At 68.7% G+C, this 21,277-nt stretch carries 17 protein-coding genes and 3 pseudogenes; 11 read left to right on the top strand and 9 right to left on the bottom strand.

Going from position 1 to position 21,277, the window contains the following annotated elements:
• Positions 1-308: 308 nt before the first annotated feature.
• Positions 309-1,253, top strand: coding sequence for a DNA-directed RNA polymerase subunit alpha (locus tag EHS43_RS08555; protein WP_125189925.1), 945 nt, complete (start codon positions 309-311; stop codon positions 1,251-1,253).
• Positions 1,254-1,482: 229 nt separating this feature from the next.
• Positions 1,483-1,854 (top strand): STAS domain-containing protein, encoded by a 372-nt coding sequence (locus tag EHS43_RS08550; RefSeq protein ID WP_125189924.1) that lies wholly within the window; start codon positions 1,483-1,485, stop codon positions 1,852-1,854.
• Positions 1,855-2,028: 174 nt separating this feature from the next.
• On the opposite strand, the pseudogene EHS43_RS47520 reads toward EHS43_RS08550, so the two are convergent.
• A pseudogene (locus EHS43_RS47520) lies at positions 2,029-2,208 on the bottom strand (IS5/IS1182 family transposase); the annotation flags it as partial.
• An 88-nt stretch (positions 2,209-2,296) separates the two neighbouring features.
• Positions 2,297-2,563 (bottom strand): glutaredoxin domain-containing protein, encoded by a 267-nt coding sequence (locus tag EHS43_RS08540; RefSeq protein ID WP_125189923.1) that lies wholly within the window; start codon positions 2,561-2,563, stop codon positions 2,297-2,299.
• Positions 2,564-3,376: 813 nt separating this feature from the next.
• Here EHS43_RS08540 and EHS43_RS47515 point away from each other — a divergent pair.
• Positions 3,377-4,065: pseudogene (locus EHS43_RS47515) on the top strand (DUF4142 domain-containing protein); the annotation flags it as partial.
• On the opposite strand, the gene EHS43_RS08530 reads toward EHS43_RS47515, so the two are convergent.
• The 4 genes from EHS43_RS08530 to EHS43_RS08515 all read right to left on the bottom strand — a co-directional run bounded on the left by EHS43_RS08530 (position 4,052) and on the right by EHS43_RS08515 (position 8,575).
• Positions 4,052-4,552, bottom strand: coding sequence for a hypothetical protein (locus EHS43_RS08530; RefSeq protein ID WP_185806162.1), 501 nt, complete (start codon positions 4,550-4,552; stop codon positions 4,052-4,054). The pseudogene EHS43_RS47515 and the gene EHS43_RS08530 sit on opposite strands and share 14 nt — an antisense overlap.
• A 250-nt stretch (positions 4,553-4,802) precedes the next feature.
• Positions 4,803-5,375 carry a DM13 domain-containing protein gene (locus tag EHS43_RS08525; protein WP_125189922.1) on the bottom strand — a complete coding sequence of 191 codons (573 nt, stop codon included), beginning with the start codon at positions 5,373-5,375 and terminating at the stop codon, positions 4,803-4,805.
• A gap of 638 nt (positions 5,376-6,013) precedes the next feature.
• Positions 6,014-6,181, bottom strand: coding sequence for a hypothetical protein (locus EHS43_RS47510; protein WP_260470442.1), 168 nt, complete (start codon positions 6,179-6,181; stop codon positions 6,014-6,016).
• A gap of 801 nt (positions 6,182-6,982) precedes the next feature.
• Positions 6,983-8,575: a C40 family peptidase gene (locus EHS43_RS08515; protein WP_260470441.1), complete on the bottom strand. Its 1,593-nt coding sequence runs from the start codon at positions 8,573-8,575 to the stop codon at positions 6,983-6,985.
• A gap of 876 nt (positions 8,576-9,451) precedes the next feature.
• Between EHS43_RS08515 and EHS43_RS08510 the strand changes: the two genes are divergently transcribed.
• The 3 genes from EHS43_RS08510 to EHS43_RS08500 all read left to right on the top strand — a co-directional run bounded on the left by EHS43_RS08510 (position 9,452) and on the right by EHS43_RS08500 (position 12,994).
• Complete coding sequence (locus EHS43_RS08510) at positions 9,452-11,131, top strand: chloride channel protein (protein WP_185806164.1); 1,680 nt, start codon at positions 9,452-9,454, stop codon at positions 11,129-11,131.
• Between the two features lie 93 nt (positions 11,132-11,224).
• The gene (locus EHS43_RS08505) at positions 11,225-11,470 is read left to right on the top strand and encodes a hypothetical protein (protein WP_125189920.1); all 246 of its coding nucleotides are present in this window, start codon (positions 11,225-11,227) and stop codon (positions 11,468-11,470) included.
• Between the two features lie 777 nt (positions 11,471-12,247).
• Positions 12,248-12,994: a DUF4142 domain-containing protein gene (locus EHS43_RS08500; protein ID WP_125189919.1), complete on the top strand. Its 747-nt coding sequence runs from the start codon at positions 12,248-12,250 to the stop codon at positions 12,992-12,994.
• Here the strand turns inward: EHS43_RS08500 and EHS43_RS08495 are convergent.
• From EHS43_RS08495 to EHS43_RS08485, 3 genes are all read right to left on the bottom strand, one after another.
• Positions 12,969-13,697: a hypothetical protein gene (locus EHS43_RS08495; RefSeq protein WP_260470439.1), complete on the bottom strand. Its 729-nt coding sequence runs from the start codon at positions 13,695-13,697 to the stop codon at positions 12,969-12,971. The two genes, EHS43_RS08500 and EHS43_RS08495, sit on opposite strands and share 26 nt — an antisense overlap.
• A 131-nt stretch (positions 13,698-13,828) precedes the next feature.
• Positions 13,829-14,365 carry a MarR family winged helix-turn-helix transcriptional regulator gene (locus EHS43_RS08490; RefSeq protein WP_125189918.1) on the bottom strand — a complete coding sequence of 179 codons (537 nt, stop codon included), beginning with the start codon at positions 14,363-14,365 and terminating at the stop codon, positions 13,829-13,831.
• Positions 14,366-14,399: 34 nt separating this feature from the next.
• Positions 14,400-15,497: a PP2C family protein-serine/threonine phosphatase gene (locus tag EHS43_RS08485; protein ID WP_125189917.1), complete on the bottom strand. Its 1,098-nt coding sequence runs from the start codon at positions 15,495-15,497 to the stop codon at positions 14,400-14,402.
• A gap of 169 nt (positions 15,498-15,666) precedes the next feature.
• Between EHS43_RS08485 and EHS43_RS08480 the strand changes: the two genes are divergently transcribed.
• The 5 genes and pseudogenes from EHS43_RS08480 to EHS43_RS08460 form a co-directional block, all read left to right on the top strand.
• Positions 15,667-16,182 carry a nitroreductase family deazaflavin-dependent oxidoreductase gene (locus tag EHS43_RS08480; protein ID WP_125189916.1) on the top strand — a complete coding sequence of 172 codons (516 nt, stop codon included), beginning with the start codon at positions 15,667-15,669 and terminating at the stop codon, positions 16,180-16,182.
• 912 nt (positions 16,183-17,094) lie between these two features.
• On the top strand, positions 17,095-17,565 hold the full coding sequence (locus tag EHS43_RS08475; protein WP_260470438.1) for a hypothetical protein: 471 nt from the start codon (positions 17,095-17,097) through the stop codon (positions 17,563-17,565).
• A gap of 652 nt (positions 17,566-18,217) precedes the next feature.
• Positions 18,218-19,453 (top strand): sodium:proton antiporter, encoded by a 1,236-nt coding sequence (locus EHS43_RS08470; protein WP_125189915.1) that lies wholly within the window; start codon positions 18,218-18,220, stop codon positions 19,451-19,453.
• 124 nt (positions 19,454-19,577) lie between these two features.
• Entirely contained in the window at positions 19,578-20,876 is a 1,299-nt protein-coding gene (locus tag EHS43_RS08465) for an SLC13 family permease (protein ID WP_125189914.1), read from the top strand.
• 167 nt (positions 20,877-21,043) lie between these two features.
• A pseudogene (locus EHS43_RS08460) lies at positions 21,044-21,277 on the top strand (hypothetical protein); the annotation flags it as partial.

The following is a 21,277-nucleotide window of genomic DNA, read 5'->3' as shown; positions in this document are numbered from 1 at the left end:
GAAGTAACGACGTCGCAAGCCACGGGGCCGAGCGGGGAAGACCACGAAACATCTGCACACACACATCCGGGCACATCACCCTGAGCGCACCGAGAGCGACCGACCCGTGGCCGGTCTCCACCAGCGATGCCGAGCATCCACTCGAGGCGGCCTGCCTGCTCCGCGACAACGGCACGCCTGCGACTCGGGGTTGGCCTTCGTTGCGGGACTCGATGCCATTCCGATCCTCAACCAGACCGAGAGATTGCCAGCACCTTGACTTCCATGACGCCGGGTGCTGGGCACCGAATAGCCGGAGGCTTCACCTCATGCTGATTGCCCAGCGTCCGTCATTGGCCGAAGAGGTCGTCGACGAGTTCCGCTCCCGGTTCGTGATCGAGCCGCTGGAGCCGGGCTTCGGCTACACCCTCGGCAACTCCCTCCGCCGTACGCTTCTTTCCTCGATACCCGGTGCCGCTGTCACCAGCATCCGCATCGACGGAGTCCTGCACGAGTTCACCACCGTGCCGGGCGTAAGAGAGGACGTCACCGACCTGATCCTCAACATCAAGCAGCTGGTCGTCTCCTCCGACGACGACGAACCGGTGGTGATGTACCTGCGCAAGCAGGGCCCGGGGACGGTCACCGCCGCCGACATCGCCCTACGGAGCACGGTGGAGGTGCACAACCCCGACCTCGTCCTGGCCACGCTCAACGGCAAGGGCAAACTGCAGATGGAGCTCACGGTCGAGCGCGGCCGCGGTTACGTCTCCGCCGTGCAGAACAAGCAGGTGGGCCAGGAGATCGGCCGTATCCCGGTCGACTCCATCTACAGCCCCGTGCTCAAGGTCACGTACAAGGTCGAGGCGACCCGTGTCGAGCAGCGCACCGACTTCGACAAGCTGATCGTCGACGTCGAGACCAAGCAGGCGATGCGTCCCCGTGACGCCATGGCCTCCGCCGGCAAGACCCTGGTCGAGCTGTTCGGTCTCGCCCGCGAGCTGAACATCGACGCCGAGGGCATCGACATGGGCCACTCCCCCACGGAGACCGCTCTTGCCGCCGATCTGACTCGGCCGATCGAGGAGCTGGAGCTCACCGTCCGCTCCTACAACTGCCTCAAGCGTGAAGGCATCCACTCCGTGGAGGAGTTGGTCGCCCGCTCCGAGGCCGACCTCCGCGACATCCGCAACTTCGGCGCGAAGTCCGTCGACGAGGTCAAGGAGAAGCTGGCCGATCTGGGCTTGGCGTTCAAGGACAGCCCCGTGATCTAGAAACCCGAAGAACCTGCTTCGCGTCCCGGTCCTCTCCTCTGCGACACCCAGACGTCACCGGGGTCGGCAGGTCCCTTCCGCTACCAGTCCGCACGACTGTCACTCGGCGCTGCCTGCGGTCAAGTCCGCATGACAGTCAAGAACCGGGGCAGGCGAGCCGAAAGCCGTCCGGCGGCGGGGTCGGCGGCAGTCGCCTGGATGCGGCAGCAACTGCGAGCGGGAGGCAGCCATGAAGGTACGGCCGTTGCACCTCACGCCCCGCTGGGCCGATGGCGGCCTGCTGATCGTCGAAGCAGAGGGTGTTTTCGACGCGGCTTCGGCCCCCGCATTGTGCGAGCCGCTCGTCCGGCTTCTGCGTGTGGGACACCGCCACTTCGTGGTGGACGTCCAGCAAGTGACAGGCATCGACCGCGCCGGCGTCCAGCTTCTGGCTGCGACACGGCGCACGATCCGAGCCGCAGGTGGTGTGCTCACCGTGGTCGTGGGGCCGGATACGCGCAGCGCCTTTCATGCAGCGGACGTCGACCGGTCGGCTTTTCTCTACCCCGATCTCGGCGAAGCGTCGCGGGCCTGCAAGAAAGTATCCGATGCAGGTGGTTGATAGTCAGGGACGTGCAGCCGCCGCCAGTACGGCCGTGAGGAAGTTCCCGCGACACCGACCGCGCTGACCTTCTGCAGCGTGGTGATCGAGAATTGCCGCAGAGCGGGCATGGTGTCCGACGCGATCGTTGCCGCGACGGGGGAGAACACGGGTGCCGGAATCCGGGTCCGCCCACCGAGGCTGTCGCACCTGCAGCGGACCAAGCCGCTGGATGACACGGCACGCCGTGGAGGAAGAGACGCCGAACAGCGTGCCCAGTTGCGGCACCACCTTCAACAGCTCATAGCACTGCGTCGCCCGTAGTCTCGTGAACGTCCACACCCACACCCGCCGAGCCCGTAAGACCCCATCCATACATGGGAGATCCAGCTCACGGCCTCGTGCAACACCCCTTGAGTACCGGCCCTTGCGACGCTCCGCCTCCTGTCACGCCGCGTCAGGACTACAGCAGATGCGGCGCGTACTCGCGGACGGCATCCAGCAGCTGGCGCTTCGATGGGTTGACCATCGCGTGCCCGGCCACGGTGACGGTCGGTACCGTCTCGTTCCCGTCCGCGACGGAGCGGACGAACGCCGCCGCGTCCTTGTCCCGCCAGATGTTCCGCTTGGTGTAGCGAAGGCGGGTGAAGAGCAGGCTCAGCCGCAGGTTCATGCAGAACACGCAGCCGGGCCGCCAGTACATCACGACGCCCTCGTGCTCCTCGGACATGCGCGCCCCTCCTGCGGTATTGCTGTTCCCCGGCGTGGAACGTCGAGCCTAGTGGACGCCGGGGACTGCGCCTCGGGGTGTGGCCACGATCCCGCAGCCACATGGTCCGAGGCGTTCTCGGCCGGCGCCGCAAGGCAGCCGAAACCGATGAATCATGTCCTCGACAGCCGCGCCATTGCGGCCGGCCACCAGCCCATAGCTGATCGTGATCGTGTACCAGCACACGTGGAATGGGGCAAACAGCGTCAGCACTCCCCAACGAGGACCATGCCTGCGCATCACCACAGTGACCTCGCCGAAGTCTCAGGTCCTGTCGGCCCGGCAACGAGTACCGGGGACTTGGCACGGTACAAGCAGCGGTGACCTTCCGAACTCGGTGGACGTGGCGTGCCGATGCGCGCCGGGCGGCCCAGCACATCACCGCCCAGCGTGCATCGTCGCAGCCGGCCGCCCCCACCACGATCAGTGGCAAAGGCTGCACCAGCGTCCCCGACGGCCCCGTGCCGAAGGTGCCCCTCGGTCCCGATCGGCGAGCGACCGGCCCGTGAGGCACCATCCGAGACAGGCGGTGGATCACCACTGTGCGGAAGCTTGTCATCGGCGATGTGCTGTGCGCCGTTGACGGCTCGTCAGTGAAGCGATGAGCCGCCACTGGACACCGGCGGGCCCCACCGACAGCCGTGCGACCGCGACCCCGCGCACCGGGGCGCCCGAACAGTTACTGGCATAGTGCAATCTTTGCGCAGCACAAAGGTTCCCTTTCCCTTGCACTCCGTACCTCTCGGCGTACCGCTTTCCGTCCCAGGAGGCCCGATGCCCATCTCGCGCAGCACGCTCGGAACCGTCTTCGTCGGCGGGACGCTCACCGTGGCCCTCATCGCCCTGGCCTACCCGAGCATGCTCGGCGTCCAGAACGCGTCCACCAACCAGTCCCGCGTGATCGCCAGCACCCAGTGGGGACCACTCACCGAGGCGGACCGCAACTTCGTCGTCTTCGTCCGCTCCGCCGGACTCTGGGAAGGCCCCTCAGGACAACTGGCCATGGAGGAGGGGACAACCGCCGCCGTACGCGACGCAGGTCGGCACCTGGTCATCGGGCACGCCGCTCTCGACGCCAGCTGCCGAAGGATCGCCCCGAACTCGACATCACCATCCCCAACCAGACCACCCCCCAACAGCAGGGTTTCCTGGAGAAGTTCAAGTCGGACTCCGGCAGGCAATTCGACTCGGACCTGGCCAACATCCTGCGCGTCACGCACGGCTCGATCTTTTCCGCGATCGCCAAGATCCGCGCCACCACCGAGAACACCCTCGTACGTCAACTGGCCGACCAGGCCAATGATGTGGTCCTGGACCACATCACGATGATGGAGAAGACGGAGCTCGTGAACTTCGACCAGGTCAACAACATGGAGACCAGCCCCCCGAAGCTTCCGTCCGGCCAGGTCACACCACCGGTGCCACAACCGGGAGCGCCCGTGGTCGCACTCACGGTGCCCCCCTTACGGCACGCGCGATCCCCAGGGCGACCGCCACGGCCGCGTCTGCGCGGTGCAGCAGCCAGATCACCACCAGCGCGGACAGCAGGTGGACGGCGCTCATGGCGGTGGAGAAGTGCTGCCAGGTGTGCCCTCCGGCCGCGGCGGAGAGCACGGGACGGCGCATGCCTCCCAGGTCCGGATCCGACGTGCCCGCGACGGTGAGCGCCAGGTGCATCGCGCCCTGCACGGCGAGGGCCGAGCCGAGGGCAGAGCGCAGGGAGAACCGCCGCCGGGCCACGGGCCACATGGCGGCGAACTGGGCTCCCGCCAGCAGCAGCACGAGCCGCCACGGCACCACGCCGTCCGCGACCGCGTGATGTCCCAGGGCGGCGATGACGCTCCCGGCCAGAGCGAGCGTCCCGGCCCTCACACCTGCCGTGACGCGGCCGGTCAGCGTCCGGGACGGGGCACTCTGCCCGATCGCGCGAACCTCGCCCTGGATGCTCACCCCTACCTCCGCCCGGCAGGCCTCTTGGCCCGAGGTGGATACGCAAGAGCCACCCGCCGCGTTCACGCGCCGGGGTGCACCGGGCAGGACCAGGAGCGAGGGTCTCCCGCGGGGCCCGATGCGCACGTCCTGGGCGGCCCCAACGAGGCAGCGGCATCAACGGATCCGTTCCCCTACCAGAGGAAGACCTCGGTCGGCGGCCGCCTGCCGACCGTTTCCCGATCCCCCTCGCGCCGTCGGCCGATCCCCGTCAGGCGCGGGCGAGTTCGGCCGCGCCGAAGGACACGTCGAAGCGGTCGCACCAGATGCTCACGCTGGTGAACCCCGAGAGATCGACATCGGCGGACACGGTGTAGTTCTGGCTGCCCTTGTTGCCCTTGAGTTTGCCGAGGCTGACGTGTTTGCCATCGTCGAACACCCGCCAGCCCGCGGTTCCCTCCTTCACCGGAGCGTCGGTCAGCCACACCCGCAGGTCCGGGCCGTTGCTGGTGTCGAGGTTCTCCAGCCGGACGACATGTGAGCCGTCCGCGAGCTGCACTAGCTTCACCGTGCCCGAGGTGGCGTGCTCATGACTGATCAGGTCACCACTCGCCACCGTCTGCGGCCCCGCCTTGGGGCTGGGCGCCGCCGACGCGGAGGCCGTGGGCTCGACCGCCGACGGGGGCGACGTGGCCACGACTCCGGGCAGTGCCTCCTCCACCGTCTCGTCCTGCCACAGCTTCCACGGCTGGAACCAGTACAGCCCGAAGCCGACGGCAGCAACCGCCACCGTCAGCACCCCCACGACCAATGGCCTGCCCAACGTCTCGCGCACGCGCCCCATCCCAGCCTCACTTCCACGGATCTTGCTGTCGGCACCTCATTCAACGTTTCGTGGGGCCGTCACACAGCCGGAGACGAGATGACGAAATCCTTACGTCCCCGGCCGTCAGCGGGGGCCAACCGCTGCGTACGAGTGATCCGCGCGCAACAGGCCCCGCGGCCAGGCTTGTTCAGGACCACGACGCTCCGGGCGACCCGGCGGTCTCGCTCGGACGACTCGCGTCGGCCCACTCGGAATGAAGGACGCTCCGAAGCCTGGCATCGGACTGGTACCAGACGGAAACAGGCTGCCCGAAATACCGTGATGCACCATTCCCGAGGCCCGGTCCAGCGTGAAGGGGGAGGCCTCTGCAGCCTCCTGGCAACCGTACGGACCGACGCTTTGACCTGCTGCACCGCACCGCGCCGAGGCAGATGACAACTGTGACGTCGAGCGCCATACGCACTCTCCATACATGCGTGGCGCAGTGACGCACGATCACGGACGCGCGCCGACGGCGGGATCCCTGTACGTCCCGTCCTTCCGCCACGGATCGGCGCCGAGTTGCCCCGTCGTGCCGAGGTTCGAGTTCCGGCACGGCCATCACAGGGTCGGCAGAGGGCGTGGCCCAGACGCGGTCGTACGGCGCATTGACCGTTTCACCGGCCTGGGTGGTGTTGCGCCGGGCCAGGCCGGCCGCCGCAGCCTCCCCCGGGCGCAGGACGACCGGTCGGGGGCTGTCCCCTCCGAGTCTTCGGGTGCCCCTCGAGACGGATGGGCCGGGTAACGCAGTTGACCAGGTGGAGGCCGACGGCACGCAGGCCCATGGCCGCGTCCCCCTGGTCGGCGTAGAGGCGCATGCCGGACTCCGGGCACGTTCCCGAGTCGGACGATGCCTCGGCCTCGGGAACGCTCCGCACCTTGATCACCTTCACTCCCGTCACTTCGGGTGCGTGCTCATCCCCCTACCCCATGACGACGGTGCCCTTGACGGCCTGACCCGCCCCAACCGCCTCGACGGTCTGCCCCGCGTTGCCGACCGCGCTTCCGGAGGCTGAGAGGAAGCCGAGAGAAAGCCGAAGGTCAGCGTGTAAGTCGCGGTCCTCGTCTGTTGATTGGTCATCTCGAGGTCCGCGCTGTAGTCGACTCCCGCGCGCCCGCTCTTCGGGCCCCAGGCGTACAGCTCGGTGATCTTCACGCCGCCAGTCCGACGGACACAGCACCACGGCTTTCACGGGGCCGCCTCTGTCGTCGTCCGTGCCGGGTGATGCCCTCCGGGAACCGCAGCCGGCGAGTATCCGGGCGACTGCGACGACGGCAGGAGTGGTGCGTGAAGCGGTGGGCATGCACTCACCTCACCAGGGGACACTCCCAGCGAGCTGTGGCGGGCACCGCTTCCGGTCACAGCGGTGTCATGGATCACCTTGGAGACGGATCCGCGGTGCGCCTGCTTCGGTGCTGGACCAGGCTGGTTCGGCCTGGTCCAGCACCGAAGTGTGCGCGGCCTGCGACATGTCCGGGGTACAGCACGGCGAGCGTGGGCATCCCTGGCCACATGGAGGGGCACCGCCCGGCTCCGGTCTTGACCCCCACCGGCGCACGAAAAGGTGGTGGCTGCCGAGAGGAATTCAGATACGGCGCACGGTGTGCAGCGTCCTGGCGTACGTGCCCGAGCCGTCGAGGAGGGAAGCGCCGCCGAGGTCCGACATCGTGGGCCCGTTGACCGTCTTTCGGCTGGAGAGAAAGCGCCGTTTGCCGTCGCCGTCGAGGCCGAGGTAGATACCGACGTGGTCGATCGTCTGACTGACCCCGTCATCACTGGAGTCGGCGTTGAACAGCACCAGGTCGCCGGGTTGGAGCAGGGCTGCGGTCGGCGGCGCGGTTCCCGTGGACCGGTCGACGACCACACCCGGCGCGTAGTCGGCGATGTGCCGTGACTTGCGCGGGATGCGCATACCGGAGGTGTCCTCCCCGGCGGCCAGGGGCACGCCGAAGTGGTAGCCGTAGACCATGCGCGTATAGCCCGAGCAGTCGAGGTTGCCGACCTGCTTGCTGGACGGCCCCGTGTACGTACCGTCCGGGAAGGTCCACCCCACCTTCATGTACTCGTGGAAGTCGGCGCCCTCGAACGGGTAGCCGTGCGCGTCGAGGTAGCCGTAGCCGGACTCGCCCAGTACTGGCCTTCCCTGGGCCGGTCCTGCGCCTGCCGTGACCGCCGCAGCGCCACCGAGGAACATCGCAGCGTGGGCGAGAACGTCCGGGACGGTGGATCCGGCCCAGCCTCGGACCGTCTGCTCCAGACCGGCTGTCCAGGTGCCGTCGAACGGCTCGGGCAGCACACGCACCCAGTCACCGTGGGTGACGGTCGGCAGGACCGCCCAGTTCGCGGCGTCCACCTCGAAGCGGCTGACGGACAGCCGGACGGGCAAGTTGGTGCAGCCCTCGTTCGCCAAGGCGCGCACGCCCACCCGCCCCCTGGTCAGCGCGGGTGTGGAGTCGGACAGGTCGAAGGCCCATGAAACCGGCTCCGACGACGCGGACCGCCAGGCCTTCGCCTGGATCCGGGTGCCCTCCCGTCGCACCCGGATCGTCCATTCGGTCCCCGCCGGCACGCCGGTGGCCAGAGTGATCGCCGTCGCCAGCGATGTCACGCTGTCGGCGACCTCCTTCTCCAACCTCATCTCGACCGCCCCGGAGGTGAGGAAGGACAACCGGGCCCGGTAGTTGTTCTGGGTGCTGCCGTAGCCGAAGGTCAGCCCGAACGAACAGGCCTGGCCCGTCGGGACCTTGTCCAGGACGGCCGTGCAGCGCACGTCCACATCGGTGATCTCGTCGTCGCGCAGGCTGGCGTACCGGCTGTACCCGGCAGTCGTGAGGTCGATGAATCCGGTACCCGGCACCACGGAGAAGTCGGTCCTGAAGGTTTCGGACGTCACCCACCTGCCGCCGCCCGGCGAGGTGCCCCAGTACACCCGCTCGGCCTCCTCCAGTGTGAGGTCCGGCAGCGTCCGCTGGAAGTCGTCCGCGAAAGGTCGCTTGTTCTCCGCGAATGTGCGCTCGGGGCCGGGCAGTACGACCGTTCGCGCACCATGGGTCAACAGCGCGACGCGCTTTCCTCCGGAGGTCACCTCGGTACGGGCCGGAGAACCGGAGAGCACGGTTGCGGTAAGAGGGGTGGCAAGGCACACCGGGGTGAAGTGCGCGGCGCCGAGCGGCGCCATGGACACCCACGAACGGGCCGACGACAGTCCGCCCGGCCCCGGGAGGACAGGCACGTCAGCGAGCGCGGCGGCACGCGCCGGGACAGCGGCCAGACCTGTGAGCGGGGCGGCAGCAGAGACCGCCAGGGCGGCAAGAAGTCTTCGTCGAGATGTGTGAGACATGAGTTTGATGATCCGTCACCGCCCGCCGACACGTCACGGCAGCCCCGACTTCGGCCGGAAGTCAGCGAAACGCATGCCCAAGGCGCAGATGGACCGCGCCCCGCAGATGCTCCGGCAGGCCCCGGCTCCGCATCTGTGCCACTGCTAGGGCGGCGAACGTTCGGCCTGCCGTATGCAGATGGCACCGGTCCACGTCCGGGGGCACGGCCGAGAAGCGGAGTGGCAGGACTGCCCACGAGGCACGGACCGCTGCGAATGCGCGGTGAGCACGCAATAGGTCACCAGCGGAGTCCCGATCACGTGCTGGAATTGTCTGGTGGCCTTCGTGATGCGGTTCACGTCCGCTGGGGTGGTGCACTGACGCCCGCGTGGTGATCTGGTCCGAGGCTGGGCGGCGAGTGCGATCGGGAGGACCGTGTCGTCGGTTTCTGAGTCGATCGGGCCGAGGCAGGCTGTCGTGCTTCAGTGCGGCCTGGCGGGGCTGGTCCGCGTCCAGGCGCTCGTCACCGCGGGCTGAGGACACCCCGGCGTGGCGCCCCCTTGACACGCTTTGCATAATGCAAACGTAAGGAAGGGGAACGAATGGGCACCACTCAGGCGGCCGAACAGGCGGCCCGGCAGACGGCCGAACGAAACGAGCGCACTCGCACCACGAACGACATCAGCGCGTCCGCACGCGGCGCGGCAAGGCTGGCTACCGCGCCCTGGGGCCTGATGGCACTCGCCGTGGTGGTCGGCGCCGGGGCGGGCGCGGGTTCCATCGTCTTCCGCTGGTGCATCACGGCCTTCACCCACCTGTTCTCCGGGCACGCGGACTACGCGGCCGTGCCCGGCTCCGGCAACCCGCACGTGCCCTGGCTCGGTCCGTACTTCGTCCTGATCGTGCCGGTGCTCGGCGGTCTGTTGTACGGGCCGCTGGTGAACCGGTTCGCCAAAGAGGCGCGCGGTCACGGCGTGCCCGAGGTGATGCTGGCCGTCGCCCAGCGCGGCGGCCGGATCAGCCCGAAGGTGGCGGTGGTCAAGACGCTGGCCTCCGCCCTGACCATCGGCTCCGGCGGTTCGGTGGGCCGCGAGGGGCCGATCGTGCAGATCGGTTCGGCGCTCGGCTCCACGCTGGGCCGGCTGACGAAGGTCACCGAGCACCGGATGAAGCTGCTGGTGGCATGTGGTGCGGCCGGCGGCATCGCCGCGACCTTCAACGCACCGCTCGCCGGGGTCTTCTTCGCCATGGAGCTGATCCTCGGCACCTTCTCCGCCGAGGCGTTCGGCGCGACCGTGCTGGCCAGCGTCACCGCGAGCGTGATCGGCCGGGCCGCTTTCGGTGACACCGCCTTCCTGCAACTGCCCACCTTCCATGTCGACCACTTCGCGCAGTACGGCCTGTTCGCCCTGCTCGGTGCCTTCGCCGCGGTGGTCGGCGTGGGGTTCGCGCGGGTGCTCTACCTGATCGAGGACGCCTGTGACTGGGCCTGGCGCGGCCCGGAGTGGCTGCGCCCAGCGGTCGGCGGACTGGCACTGGGCCTGCTGCTGCTAGCCCTGCCGGAGATGTACGGGGTCGGCTATCCGGTGCTGGAGAAGGCCACCACCGGCGGGTACGCGGTCGGCTTCCTGCTCCTGCTGCTCGCCGGCAAGATGCTGGCAACCAGTCTGACCATCGGGATCGGCGGCTCGGGCGGCGTGTTCGCGCCCAGCCTGTTCATCGGAGCGATGCTCGGCGCGGCCTACGGCACGGGCGTCCATCACCTGCTGCCCGACACGGCCGGCTCCGTGGGGGCGTACGCGCTGGTGGGCATGGGCGCGGTGTTCGCCGGGGCCGCGCGGGCGCCGATCACGGCCGTGGTCATCCTGTTCGAGCTCACCGGAGAGTACTCGATCATCCTGCCGCTGATGCTGGCCATCGTGCTGGCCACCGCCACCAGCCGGCTGCTGACCCGCGACACGATCTACACCCTCAAGCTGCGCCGCCGCGGCGTCGACCTCGAAGGTGCCGCCCCCGGAGCACGGATCGGTGCCCAGCAGGTGGGTTCCGTCATGGACCCCCTCCCTTCCTCGCTGTCGGCGTCGACCGAACTCACCGACGCCGCAGACCTGTTGAGCCTGTCCGGATACGGAGCACTGCCGGTGGTCGACGACTCCGGGCGCTACGTGGGCGTCGTCACCGCCCAGGCGATCGCCGAGGCACTGACCGAACAGCCGGACGCCGCACCGGCCGAAGTCGGCCAGCTGGCCGAGATGCCCGCTCCCGTCACGAGCGACCAGCCCCTCGCGCAGGCCTTGCACACCCTGCTCTCGGCCGTCGGCAGCGGCGTACCCGTCCTCGATCCGGCACACGGCTCGCCGGTCGGCTGGCTCAGCCATCAGAGCGCGCTGCGCGCGGTGCACACGGCCGGGTGAGCGAGACCCGAGAGGACACCGACACCCATATTGCACTATGCAAAAATGGGTACTGGTGGCCTGGAGAAGCAACCGCCCCTACGGAGGTGAACCATGTCAGCACAACACGTCCAGCGCGCCTACTCCTTCGCCTGCCTCAGCTGCGGACACGGCTGGGAGAGCACGTACGACATCGATGTGACGGTGGACGAGCACGCCCGGATCGTCGCTGTCTATCACCTCGGCGGCGAGCGCACGCCCTCACCCCTGCAGTCCCCGCAGTGCCCCGCCTGCGAGAGCCACAAGATACGCATCATGCGGCCGGGCCGCGTGGCCTCCGCACACCTTCACGAAAGCTGAGCCCGTGCAGGCGCACGATCCGGCGGCCTGACTGGAGATGATCGGCTGGTTGAGCGGGTTCTCGCCGGCGCGAGCACACTGGCGATCACCGCGGACATGACGTTGCGCGGGGCGCACCAGCGCCTGTGGAGCACTCACGTGGTGTATCCGGCCCCGGCACTGTCCCGAGCTTCCGCCACCTGGGGCTCCCCGCCATCCACGGCCGACGCACTTCCCGCCCGCGATCGAGGCGGAGGGCGAACCAGACCCGGAGAAGCCGCCCGCATCGGTCACCTCGGCCAAAGCCATCAGCATGCGTGGCATCGGCCCGGCGCGGGCGCTGCGGGCTGCCGTTGAGGCCGACGCCTTCTCCATCGTGCTGCCCTCAGATCAACCCCATCGCGGGCAGGTGGCTCTGCCAGGAGGCGTTCCTCGCGCCGGGTTGCAGCCCGGCCGTCCGCGCCGTCGTTCACATTGCGCGGATCGGTGGCGCTTTGCAGCACGCGGAACATTCCCCCTAGGGCTGGCGGAGACCTCGACCAGGGCCTGTGCCGTGCCACCCTGGCACGCCCGGCACGGCACGGGAATCACCGCCGCGCACCGGACGGCGCCCTTCACCCCGTACTGCCCGTACGCGGCTGTGGCCGCCAGCCGCGGCCTCACGTTTCCTACCGCCGGGTCGCGGATCATTGAGTGATGCACGTCACGCCACCGAGTGCAACATTTGCCTCATGCAATGATGAAAACCGTCGAGTGGGCCGTACCTCCTGACACAGGATCCGCGACTCGGGAGGCCCCATGCCCTTCTCCGGCAAAACGTTCGGCACCGTCTTCGTGGGCGGCGCGCTGGTCCTCACTCTGTCCGCGCTCGCCTACCCCTCCTTGCTGGGCATCCAGAACGCCTCGACGAACCAGTCCCGCATCATCGCCAGCACCCAGTGGGGGTCGCTGACGGAGGCCGATCGGGACTTCGTCGTCAAGGTGCGTGCCGCCGGGCTGTGGGAATACCCGCTGGGTGAGCTGGCGATGCAGCGAGGGACGACGGCCGAGATGAAGGAAGCAGGCCAGCACCTCGTCGTCGGCCATGCGGGACTCGACCAGCTGTGCCGCAGGATCGCCCCGGAGCTGAACATCACCCTGCCGAATCAGGCGTCCCCTCAGCAGCAGCAATTCGTAGCCACAGCGGACTCCAAGGCCGGCAGGGAGTTCGACTCGACCGCCGTCAACATCATGCGGGTCACGCACGGACAGATCTTTCCGGTTATCGCCAAGATCCGCGCCACCACGGAGAACACCCTGGTGCGCCAGCCGGCCGACCTGGCCAACGACACCGTGCTGGATCACATCACGGTCCTGGAGAAGACCGGCATGGTCAACTACCAGCAGGTGAACTTCCAGCAGACCACGCCACCCAAGCTCCCGAAGGGACAACTGACCCCGCCCGCGCCCCAGCCGGGCGCACCCGTCGTGGTCCTCACTCCCAGGCCGGACCTGGACGTGAACACGAGTGCACCGACACCTACCCCCAGCCCTGCCATCGGATGAACAGCTGTCGTTTCCCGCCCCTTTGCCCGGGTCCAGGCGCGGGGAGCCGGTGGGAACGCACGAGCGCGACCACGGACGCGGCGGCAAAGGCCATGGCCCAGACGCCCAGCTCACTCAGTGAGCGCGGCAGTGCGGAGTCCGTCTCCACGCCTCGTGGCGGGACACGGCCCTTCACGTCGCGCACCACAGCGATCGCGTCGCCGGCCTGGGTGGCCCGTCCGCAGCCGCGCCAGATGCGAACGTTCAGAGGGACTCCGTGCTCGTCCACCACCGAACACAGGTAACGCCCATGCCCGGAGACGGCACCCTCTGCGACCGAGGTCACCAACACGCTCTGCGCACGCCCTCGTTCCGCCAGCACCAGACCGACCGCGGCCTGCGACGCCTGGAACACGAGACACGCTCCGAGCACGGCCGCGACACCCACCGGCGCCCGCCCCGCGCGCCTCACACCGAGGTGGAGAACGAACGTGGCCACGCACAACAGCCCCGCCTCGCCGTCCGCAAGCCAGGAGACCCCGTACCACGCACCGACGACCGCGCAGCCGATGACCGCACCCGCTGTCGTGAACCCGGCCAGAGTGGCCCTCGTGATGAGCCGACGCGGCAACCCGACGAACTCGGCCGGCCCCCATACCGTGGAACGCAGATACGTCATCAGGTGCGGCTCAGGCGCGACCGCGAGCCGATGTCGTCGCGCCACGCCTGCCACTCCGCTCGTAGACCAATGCACCAGGGAGGCCGGACAGCACCGGCCCCCTTCACGATTCCATTGCATTATGCAAAACGGGCGGCGGACAGGGCAACGCCGGCCCGACCTCGACGGGTCGGGAATCAGGCGTCCCGGCCGACCGGAACATCCATCGCCCAGCCCAGCGGGTGCGGCTCCGCCTCGTCCAGGGCCGGTGCGAGAGGTTCTCCCCCGGCCTCGTTGAAGGCGGCAAGCGCCTCGATCAGGGCCAGTCGCTGGGTCGGCCTGAGCTTCTCCACGATCGCGGCGATCTCGGAGCGGCGGCGGGCGGTGACATCGGAGACCGTGCGGCGCCCCTCGTCGGTGAGCTGGAGCAGGGTCTCACGGCGGTTGCCAGGGTTGGCCTGCCGGTCGGCGAGCCCGGCGGCGATCAGCCGGTCGACCATGCGCATGGCGGTGGACGGCGCGACCTGCAGCAGGTCGGCCAGCGTGACCAGCTTGGTGGCGCCTCTGGTGGACAGCACGACCAGCATCCGGAACTGCGGCAGCGTCACTCTCTCCTCGACTGCTGCGAGGGAACGGGCGGATACCGCCACCAGCAAGCGGGACGCGGTCAGCACCGATCGGGTCACCACGTCCACGTCGTCCATCGCCCCCGCGGGGGCCTCATGCTCCGGCATGCTTCCTTTGTACCGTGCCGAAGTGCCTGCTCACTCACCTGATGGGAACAGATTTTCCTTCCCCGTGACCCTCATGGCCGTGGTAACGCAGCAGGAGCATCGCGGCGTCGTCGTGGGGCGGCCCGCCGGAGTGCTGGGCGAGGTCCGCCCGCAGCGCCTCCAGGGCGCGGTGGGCATCGGGATCCTTCAGCAGGTGGGCCCGTTCACCGACGGGGTAGAAGTGTCCCTCGTCGTCGCGGGCCTCGGTGACTCCGTCGGTGTACAGCAGGAGCTGTTCTCCTGGGGCGAAGTCCACCCGATAGGGCTCCGGCCCCTCGCCCACGTGGGCGCCCAGCCCGAGGGGAAGGGCGAAGGCGGGGGGCTGCGGGAACTCGACGGTACCGTCCCGTCGTACGACCATCGGGGCCGGATGGCCGTAGTTGAGGAAGACCGCCTCGCCGTCCGTGCCGATCTGGCCGAGGATCGCGGTGACGAACTTCTCGCCCTCCAACTCCCGGGCCACGCTCCGCTCCAGCCGCTCGCCGAGCCCCAGCAGGTCCTGCTCGTCGTGAGCCGCCTCCCGGAAGGCGCCGAGCACCACGGCGGCCGTCTCCACTGCGGCCAGACCTTTGCCCTGGACGTCGCCGACGATCACGCGGATGCCGTGCGGCGAGGCCACCACCTCGTACAGATCACCGCCGATGCGCGCCTCAGCGACCGCCGAGGTGTACGACACCGCCGCCTGAAGCGGACCCGCGGTGAGGGGCACCGGACGCAGCAGCACCCGCTGCGCGACCTCCGCGATCGACCGCACGCTGGCCAGCTCCGCCTCCCGGCGCGAACGCATCACGGCCGCCGCGACACCCACGCCGGTGACACCGGCCACCGAGGCCAGTGCGGTGTAGCCGCGGCGTTCCTCGAACAGTCCGTCGTACACACCGAGCGCCACGCACAGCACAAGGGCGGCGAGCCCGAAGGCCACCGTACGGCGCCATCCGCCGACCAGCCCGGCGAACGCGGGGCCGAGCGAGACGAGCGGGAGGAAACCGACGCCAGGACCGGCCACGACGTCCATCACCGCGACCACTGCCATCACCACGACCGGCGTGCAGGACAGAACCGCCCCACTCGACGGTGGCTTCCGGTCCGTCATGACACACGCCAGCGGTCTAGCGGCTGTCGAGAGCCGCCCTCCGTTCCCGCAGGCGCCCCTCCCCCACTTTTAGACTATGCAAAGGTGACCCCTGCGACACCGCCCCGGCCTCAGGTCCTTTACCCAATCGAGTCCGAAAGCCGATATCCCGGACACACGGAAGGCGACGATGGCAGACAGAGACACCGAAACCGGCCGCCCACAACTGCCCACCGGATGGCGCCGTCTGGCCCTACGGCTGCCGGTCCTCCTCTTCCGCACGGGACTGGGGCCCCTCTTCGGGAAACGGTTCCTGCTGCTGCACCACACCGGCCGCGTGACCGACCAGGATCACATGACGGTCCTCGAAGTGGTGTCCCGCGACCCCGCCACCGCAAGCTGGACCGTGGCCTCCGGCTTCGGCCCGAACGCCGACTGGTACCGGAATCTGCGCGCACAGCCGAAGACCCTCATTCAGGTCGGCAACCACCCGCTCGCCGTCACCGGCCACTTCCTCGCCCCCGAGGAAGGCGCCGACATCATGGCCGAGTACGCGCGCCGGCATCCGCGGACGGCCCGACGCCTGTGCGCGTTCATGAACCTTCGAATGGACGGCACCGAGGCGTCGTACCACGCAGCGGGTCAGAAGATCCCCTTCGTACGGCTCGACGGCGAGAACCCCTGCGGGCGCGCGCCCCATCCCTGACGACCCAGCAGGGCGTCAACGCGCACGCTCCGCCGTCACGGGAAATGAAGCGCACGACTGGCATCCTCATTTTGCACTGTGCAATGATGTATTCGGGGAGTCGCGCCGACGGCCGCCCGCCAACTGGCGCCCAGGAGTGATGACGGCACGATCAGCGACACAGGGCGACCGGGTGGCCGTCGACAGGCTCCACGGCCACCGGATCACACGGTTCCACCTGGACGGAGGAGGGCACATGACCAGCGTGGGTGACCCGTGGCAGCCGGAGGAGCCCTCGGCCTCAATGGGGCTGGTGATCTTCCGGGCCCGCACCCGCGTTCGGACCCGCCCGGGGCACCAGCCGGGGTAACCGCCCCCTCCCGGGGGGAGCTCATCCGACCTGCGCCTCTGGCGCGACGTACGGCCCGTTCCCCGGCCGGCCTGAAGTCATACTTCTCGTCGGACCCCCGAAGTCACCGGCTCCGTGCAGGAGTCGACCCAGGTGCCGATCCGCCAACCGTCGGCCTGGATGGTTGGCAGACCACCGTCGGTCGACCACGCCGCCCCATACCGCTGCCCGGCCCATCCGTACCCCAGCCACCCGGCGCAAGGGCTGAACACCCCGCCATCGACCGCAGCACGCCGGGCCTTCGCCGAGCCAGAGCCCGCGCCAGCCCGCGAATCCGACAAGCCGCTCCACCAGCCCCATGGATGACACCACGTCACCGGCAGCACGGAAGTGCAGCCTGGCGCACTGGGTCATCCATGGGGAAGTCCTGACCTGATCCAGCAGTCTTGCGCCGGGCCACGTCATCGACCCGGTTCTTGGAGTGACGGCGGGTACCTCTCACCTAGCACCCCGGGCGGACTCTTCTCGGCGAGGACTCCACAGACAGGGCTGCGGACCGCGCCGAACCATGGCACTATGCAAAGATGAACCGCCGCGCGGTGTACCGGCAAGGTCCCGCGGCGGGACTGGAGCGCCGGGAAGCCTGGTCGGCACGACTATGTGGCGTACCGGCGAAAGGGGCAACCGTGTCCACGATCCAGGTGGCACTCAACTGGGCCATGCGGCTCGACGGAACCCTCGGCGTAGCCGTCGTCGACTACGTCAGCCGTATGACACTGGGCACCCGGAGCCGTCGCGTCGATCTCGACCTGGACGTGACTGCCCACGCCTGCACCGACATCGTGCGCGCGCATCTGTCCGCATTGCACCTGACTGGCCACAAGCCGGAACAGATCGAGGACATCCTGGTCACCCTCGACACCGAACTCCACTTCATCCGCCCCCTGAACCGCCGCGTGCACGAAGGGCTGTTCCTCGTCCTCATCCTCGACCGCAAGCGTGCGCGACCGGACCTCGTACGCAATGAACTCCGTGGCATCGAAGCCCTGTTGTGATCGCGGGCGCGCGAGCCACAGGAATGGCGCGCACGCCGAGACCAGAGCCGCCACAGGTGTTCACGCCTGCGCTCGAAGGGCAACCAGCCACCTTTCCTGAAGAGCGCGTGCGGCGCTGACAGCTGTCGCCGCGCTGTTCGGCCCCGGTGCATCAAGGCCGACTGCATCGCCGCCAGGCGGAACAGCAAGGGCGACCGCGACGGCAGCGTGGCCAAGCAGCCTGTCGACCTGTTCTGCGCCTCCTGCGACGAGTCGAGGATCGGCGGCTTCGACAACAGGTCCATCCAGCTCCGTACGCTCCCCACGGGAGGGGTCAGATGATGAACACGGCGGCCGGGCGAGCCTGGGTGCCGGACGGCCCGGCACAGGGGGGCGCCATGCTGTCGCGAGCACTGCTGTCCCACCCACCCCGGTGGCACACAACTCGTCAGACCCGAGCCGCGTCGGCTTCACCCGCACACCGGCGCCCGGGAACGAGGACACACAGCCGGCCCGAGGCCTCTTTCCGGGAATCGGCAATGTCCGGTACATCAAAGTGCCCGCTGATGGCCTGTCGATGCCGGGTAAAGAACCTGTAGGGTTCCCAGCGGTGTGCCGGGAAGCCTGGTCGGCGTCTGAGGACAACTCTCTTCGCTGATCGGGGGTACAGGTCATGGTGCTCGTCGTGGTCTTCGGGGTGGCGCTGCTCGTCGCGGTGCTGCTGTCAGGTCTGGCCGCCCGGACCGTACTCTCGACGTCCCTCCTCTTCCTGGTCGGCGGGGCTCTCGTGAGCGACGGTTTCCTGGGGTTGATCCACATCACGCCCGACAGCGAGATCGTGTCCGTGACGGCCGACCTTGCTCTGTTCGCGGTGCTCTTCACCGACGGCATGCACGTGTCCTTCCCCAAGCTGCGTTCCAACTGGCGCAACCCGGCCCGCGCCCTCGGACTCGGCATGCCGCTCGCCTTCGTCGGCATGGCCCTGATCACCCACTACCTGGTGGGCCTGGACTGGACGACCTCGTTCCTGGTCGGGGCCGTGCTGGCGCCCACCGACCCGGTGTTCGCCTCGGCGATCGTCGGCCGCAAGGAAGTCCCGACGAAGCTGCGGCAGCTGCTGAACGTGGAGAGCGGCATCAACGACGGGCTCGCACTGCCCGTCGTGCTCGTGCTGATCGCAGCCGCGGGGCCCACCTCCGGACACGCCGAGGCGTCGCTGGGGAAGATCGCGCTCGAGCTGGTCCTCGGGCTGGTCTTCGGCGTCGTTCTGCCGTTCGTGGTGATCGAACTCGTACGGTTCCGGCTGCTGGGCGCTGAGCCCAAGCTGCAACCGCTGCTGCCACTGGCGATCGGCGTGATCCTCTACGCGACCTGCCATCTGACGCATGCCAACCCCTACCTCGCCGCGTTCTCCGCAGGCGCGGTGCTCACGGCACGCTCACTGGAGGCGAAGGAGTCGTTCGAGCCCCTCGGTGAGGCTCTGGCGGAGCTGGCGAAGTTCGCGGCGCTGCTGGTCTTCGGCGCCCTGCTCACCCCGCAGCTGTTCGGGGACCTCTCCTTCGGCGGCTACGTCGCGGTCGTCCTGGCGATCGCGCTGGTCCGTCCGGCATCGCTGCTGCTGTCGCTCCTGGGCACGCGTTTCACCCGCCAGGAGAAGCTGGTCGCTGCCTGGTTCGGGCCGAAGGGCTTCGCGTCGGTCGTGTACGGGCTGCTGGTACTCCAGGCCGGGATTCCGCAGGGCGAGGAGGCTTTCACGCTGATCGCCGTGTGCATCGCGTTCTCGATCATCGCGCACAGCTCCACCGACGTACCGATCGCCCGCCTCTTCGACGTCGAGGACCTCGTCGGCGTCCCCGGCGGTGACGAAGGGCCCCGTACCGCCAAGGAGGTCGGCCGTGTGGGTACATGAACTCGCCGAGCCCGCCGGGACCGGCCCGCCCGGCCGGGGGTTGCGGGCACAGGGTCGCGGAAGGTGATTGTCCGGTACGCGGCGTGCCGACTGCCCGCTTGACGGGACGACTCATCGGAGGATTGTGAACGGCTGGCAGAGCTGGGCGGCGATCGTGGTCTTCGTCGCGACCTACGGTCTGATCATCAGCGAGAAGATTCATCGTGTGGGAGCGTCTCTCGGCGGCGCCGCGCTGATGCTCGCCATCGGAGCAACCGACGACAAGTCGGCCTTCTTCTCCGAGGACAGCGGAGTCGACTGGAACGTCGTCTTCCTGCTCATGGGCATGATGATGATCGTCGGCGTACTCAAGAAGACCGGCATGTTCGAGTACCTGGCCATCTGGGCCGTCAAGCGGGCTCGAGCCAGGCCCTTCCGGGTGATGGTGATGCTCGTCGTCATCACCGCCTGCGCCTCGGCCCTGTTGGACAACGTCACCACGGTCCTGTTGGTCGCTCCGGTGACGCTGCTGGTGTGCGAGCGGCTCGCGCTTCCCGCCGCCCCGTTCCTGATCGCCGAGGTGTTCGCCTCCAACATCGGCGGCACCGCGACCCTGGTGGGCGACCCGCCCAACATCATCATCGCCAGCCGGGCCGGCCTGACCTTCAACGACTTCCTGGTCCACCTCGCGCCGCTCTCCGCGATCCTGGTCCTCGTACTCATCGCTCTGTGCCGCTTCCTGTTCCGCAGGTCCTTCGTCTACGACGCGGCGCGCGCCGAGGAGATCATGGCGCTGGAGGAGAAGGAAGCCATCAAGGACCCCCGCCTCCTCGTACAGGGCTTGGCGGTGCTGGTCCTGGTGGTGGCCGGGTTCGTGCTGCACCCGGTGCTGCATTACGAGCCCAGCGTCGTCGCCCTGCTCGGCGCCGGTCTGCTCATCGCGATCTCGACGGTGGAGACGGGCGAGGTGCTGGCCGAGGTCGAATGGCCCACGCTCGCCTTCTTCGCGGGACTCTTCATCATGATCGGCGGTCTGATCGAGACAGGCGTCATCGGCGAGATCTCACGCTCCCTCGCGGACGCCATCGGCGACAACGAACTCGGGGGCTCCATGTTGATGCTGAGCGCCTCGGCCGCGCTGTCCGGCATCGTCGACAACATCCCCTACGTCGCCACGATGGCCCCGATCACCTCTGACCTCGTGCAGAACATGGGGGGCGCGAGCGATCACGTCATGTGGTGGGCCCTGGCCCTCGGCGCGGACCTCGGCGGCAACGCCACCGCGATCGGCGCGAGCGCCAACGTCGTGGTCCTCGGCATCGCCGAACGCAACCGGCAGCCCATCTCCTTCTGGCAGTTCACCAAGTACGGCCTGGTCGTCACGGTCGTCACCGTGGCGTTGTCGGCGGGATACGTATGGCTGCGCTACTTCGCACTGGCCTGAACCCAGCGGGCAGCGAGGGCGCATGACCACGCCCTTGTCGCGCGGCCGTTCGGGTCCGGCATCCAAAACACGCAAGGATTGCCGGAATCCGGCAATGACGGACGCAGCCGCCCCATGGGAGCATCCGCGTGGCGCAGCGTGAACGACGGCGGGGGAGGTGAAGGTCCGTGACTCTGTTTCTGGGTCTCGGCATCGCAGGTCTCGTTCTGCTGGTGCTCGCTCTGGTCTTTGACGGTGTCCTCGAAGGACTCCTCGACGGCGTCGGTGCGCTGGAGGGGCTGTTCGACGGACTGCTGTCGCTTCCGGTGATCGCCGGGTTCGTCTCGATGCTGGGCTTCGGCGGGGCGATCGTGCTCGGCACGACGGGCCTCGGGGCCGGCGCCGCGGCCGTGGTCGGGGCG

This window comes from Streptomyces sp. RP5T (assembly GCF_003933965.1).
GTDB lineage: Bacteria > Actinomycetota > Actinomycetes > Streptomycetales > Streptomycetaceae > Streptomyces.
Note: the sequence above shows the minus strand (reverse complement) of the source record. Positions and strands in the feature narration are given on the sequence as shown.

Bases quoted from the DNA above. Each gene is read 5' to 3' on its own strand.
- EHS43_RS08500 (WP_125189919.1), top strand. From the start codon at position 12,248: ATGCCCTTCTCCGGCAAAACGTTCGGCACCGTCTTCGTGGGCGGCGCG.
- EHS43_RS08540 (WP_125189923.1), bottom strand. From the start codon at position 2,563: ATGTCCGAGGAGCACGAGGGCGTCGTGATGTACTGGCGGCCCGGCTGC.
- EHS43_RS08490 (WP_125189918.1), bottom strand. From the start codon at position 14,365: ATGCCGGAGCATGAGGCCCCCGCGGGGGCGATGGACGACGTGGACGTG.
- EHS43_RS47510 (WP_260470442.1), bottom strand. From the start codon at position 6,181: ATGGGCCTGCGTGCCGTCGGCCTCCACCTGGTCAACTGCGTTACCCGG.
- EHS43_RS08550 (WP_125189924.1), top strand. From the start codon at position 1,483: ATGAAGGTACGGCCGTTGCACCTCACGCCCCGCTGGGCCGATGGCGGC.
- EHS43_RS08515 (WP_260470441.1), bottom strand. From the start codon at position 8,575: ATGGCGCCGCTCGGCGCCGCGCACTTCACCCCGGTGTGCCTTGCCACC.
- EHS43_RS08470 (WP_125189915.1), top strand. From the start codon at position 18,218: ATGGTGCTCGTCGTGGTCTTCGGGGTGGCGCTGCTCGTCGCGGTGCTG.
- EHS43_RS08510 (WP_185806164.1), top strand. From the start codon at position 9,452: ATGGCACTCGCCGTGGTGGTCGGCGCCGGGGCGGGCGCGGGTTCCATC.
- EHS43_RS08475 (WP_260470438.1), top strand. From the start codon at position 17,095: ATGAACCGCCGCGCGGTGTACCGGCAAGGTCCCGCGGCGGGACTGGAG.
- EHS43_RS08555 (WP_125189925.1), top strand. From the start codon at position 309: ATGCTGATTGCCCAGCGTCCGTCATTGGCCGAAGAGGTCGTCGACGAG.
- EHS43_RS08480 (WP_125189916.1), top strand. From the start codon at position 15,667: ATGGCAGACAGAGACACCGAAACCGGCCGCCCACAACTGCCCACCGGA.
- EHS43_RS08505 (WP_125189920.1), top strand. From the start codon at position 11,225: ATGTCAGCACAACACGTCCAGCGCGCCTACTCCTTCGCCTGCCTCAGC.
- EHS43_RS08485 (WP_125189917.1), bottom strand. From the start codon at position 15,497: ATGACGGACCGGAAGCCACCGTCGAGTGGGGCGGTTCTGTCCTGCACG.
- EHS43_RS08525 (WP_125189922.1), bottom strand. From the start codon at position 5,375: ATGGGGCGCGTGCGCGAGACGTTGGGCAGGCCATTGGTCGTGGGGGTG.